Annotated in this window: 13 tRNA genes; all 13 read left to right on the top strand. The window is 51.7% G+C overall.

What is annotated here, in order from left to right:
* Positions 1 to 74 precede the first annotated feature (74 nt).
* The 13 genes from I656_RS02085 (at position 75) to I656_RS02025 (ending at position 2,060) form a co-directional block, all read left to right on the top strand.
* Positions 75 to 150: transfer RNA gene (locus tag I656_RS02085), tRNA-Phe, on the top strand.
* Between the two features lie 234 nt (positions 151 to 384).
* Positions 385 to 457, top strand: a tRNA-Thr gene (locus I656_RS02080).
* Between the two features lie 319 nt (positions 458 to 776).
* Positions 777 to 849, top strand: a tRNA-Lys gene (locus tag I656_RS02075).
* A gap of 7 nt (positions 850 to 856) precedes the next feature.
* Positions 857 to 931 (top strand) — tRNA-Gly (locus I656_RS02070).
* A 5-nt stretch (positions 932 to 936) separates the two neighbouring features.
* A tRNA-Leu gene (locus tag I656_RS02065) sits at positions 937 to 1,022 on the top strand.
* Between the two features lie 5 nt (positions 1,023 to 1,027).
* Positions 1,028 to 1,101, top strand: a tRNA-Arg gene (locus I656_RS02060).
* Between the two features lie 6 nt (positions 1,102 to 1,107).
* Positions 1,108 to 1,181: transfer RNA gene (locus I656_RS02055), tRNA-Pro, on the top strand.
* An 8-nt stretch (positions 1,182 to 1,189) separates the two neighbouring features.
* Positions 1,190 to 1,262 (top strand) — tRNA-Ala (locus tag I656_RS02050).
* A 17-nt stretch (positions 1,263 to 1,279) separates the two neighbouring features.
* Positions 1,280 to 1,356: transfer RNA gene (locus I656_RS02045), tRNA-Met, on the top strand.
* A 5-nt stretch (positions 1,357 to 1,361) separates the two neighbouring features.
* Positions 1,362 to 1,438, top strand: a tRNA-Ile gene (locus I656_RS02040).
* 19 nt (positions 1,439 to 1,457) lie between these two features.
* Positions 1,458 to 1,548 (top strand) — tRNA-Ser (locus I656_RS02035).
* Positions 1,549 to 1,904: 356 nt separating this feature from the next.
* A tRNA-Thr gene (locus I656_RS02030) sits at positions 1,905 to 1,980 on the top strand.
* A gap of 7 nt (positions 1,981 to 1,987) precedes the next feature.
* A tRNA-His gene (locus I656_RS02025) sits at positions 1,988 to 2,060 on the top strand.
* Positions 2,061 to 2,169 lie beyond the last annotated feature (109 nt).

Consider the following 2,169-nt stretch of genomic DNA (forward strand, 5'->3'; position numbering starts at 1 on the left):
CGAGCGTCTTTGAATCAGCTTGTAGAGGAAGAGGCACAGAGCAATTCAACGAGCGAGTTAAAAAAATAATATATGGCTCGGTAGCTCAGTCGGTAGAGCAAAGGACTGAAAATCCTTGTGTCGGCGGTTCGATTCCGTCCCGAGCCACCATTTTTATCATAGTTCCGAAAGAAGGTTCCCGCTTCATGCAAAGCTAAGTGGGAGTAGTTCACAGACATGTCAGATGTTCAAACCACCCCGGCTTAGTTCAATGGGTAGCGACGAACATTCGCATCGTCGAGTCTGTTGCGAGTTGCCTCGACGCACAAGGCTTCCTTGAATGAGCTTGAAGAGGAAGAGGCACAACCAGGCAGACAACATGAGTCACTAACTAATTTTAAATGTGCCGGCTTAGCTCAATTGGTAGAGCAACTGACTTGTAATCAGTAGGTTGCGGGTTCAAGTCCTGCAGCCGGCATTCTTATTCCTTAATAACCCCTTAAGCCATTAAGGCGGCAACCGCGAGCCATTAGCTCAGTAACGAGCGCTACATCTTCGAGTTTGCTTCGAGTTGCCTCGACGCACTTGGCATCTTTGAATCGGCTGGGAGAGGAAGAGGCAGGTAGAGTGAAACGAAGCTGTAGAGTGTTATCCTAACCATGAGCCATTAGCTCAGTAGGTAGAGCAACGAGCAAAGCATCTTCGGATTTGCTTCGAGTTGTCCCGACGCATCTGACATCTTCGAATATGCTAGTAGAGGAAGGGACATCGTTGTCTCGGAGTGTTATTGAACCCATGAGCCATTAGCTCAGTAGGTAGAGCATCTGACTTTTAATCAGAGGGTCGGAGGTTCGAGTCCTCCATGGCTCATCGTCTTGCGGAAGTAGTTCAGCGGTAGAACACCACCTTGCCAAGGTGGGGGTCGCGGGTTCGAGCCCCGTCTTCCGCTCCACTTCCGCCGGGGTGGCGGAATTGGCAGACGCACAGGACTTAAAATCCTGGGGTAGGTAACTACCGTGCCGGTTCGAGTCCGGCCCTCGGCACTTGTGCGCTCGTAGCTCAATTGGATAGAGCATCTGACTACGGATCAGAAGGTTAGGGGTTCGAATCCTCTCGAGCGCGTTTTGTCGGGAAGTAGCTCAGCTTGGTAGAGCACACGGTTCGGGTCCGTGAGGTCGCAGGTTCAAATCCTGTCTTCCCGATTTATCATGGGGCCTTAGCTCAGCTGGGAGAGCGCCTGCTTTGCAAGCAGGAGGTCATCGGTTCGATCCCGATAGGCTCCACCTTTTGACTTAAATTTGGCGGTGTAGCTCAGCTGGCTAGAGCGTACGGTTCATACCCGTGAGGTCGGGGGTTCGATCCCCTCCACCGCCACCATTATCGGACCTTTAGCTCAGCTGGTTAGAGCAGACGGCTCATAACCGTCCGGTCGTAGGTTCGAGTCCTACAAGGTCCACCATTATTATTGTTGCTTTTTTGGAGGAGTACCCAAGTGGTTGAAGGGGTCGGTCTTGAAAACCGAGAGGCGCCGCAAGGCGCGCGGGGGTTCGAATCCCTCCTCCTCCGCCATGCACTTTAAAATCGTGCCGGCTTAGCTCAATTGGTAGAGACGAGCATTCGCATCGTCGAATCTGCTGCGAGTTGCCTCGACGCATCCCACTTCTTTGAATAAGCTTGCAGAGGAAGGGACACCGAGCATTTGACTTCCTCGAATTAGCTGGGAGAGGAAGAGGCACAACCAGGCAGACAACATGAGTCACTAGCTAATTTTAAATGTGCCGGCTTAGCTCAATTGGTAGAGACGAGCATCGGCATCATCGAATTGGCTGCGAGTTGCCTCGACGCACTCAGCTTCCTCGAATCAGCTTGCAGAGGAAGAGGCACAACCAGGCAGACAACATGAGTCACTAGCTAATTTTAAATATGCCGGCTTAGCTCAATTGGTAGAGCAACTGACTTGTAATCAGTAGGTTGCGGGTTCAAGTCCTGCAGCCGGCACCAGAACGAGGCGACTATGGCGAAGTGGTTAACGCACCAGATTGTGGCTCTGGCATGCGTGGGTTCGATTCCCACTAGTCGCCCTTTTCATTAATATTCTATATTTGCGGGTGTAGTTTAGTGGTAAAACCTCAGCCACGAGCATCTGCATCATCGAATCTGCTTCGAGTTGCCCCGACGCATCTGGCTTCT

It is taken from the genome of Geobacillus sp. WSUCF1 (assembly GCF_000422025.1).
Lineage (GTDB): Bacteria > Bacillota > Bacilli > Bacillales > Anoxybacillaceae > Geobacillus > Geobacillus zalihae.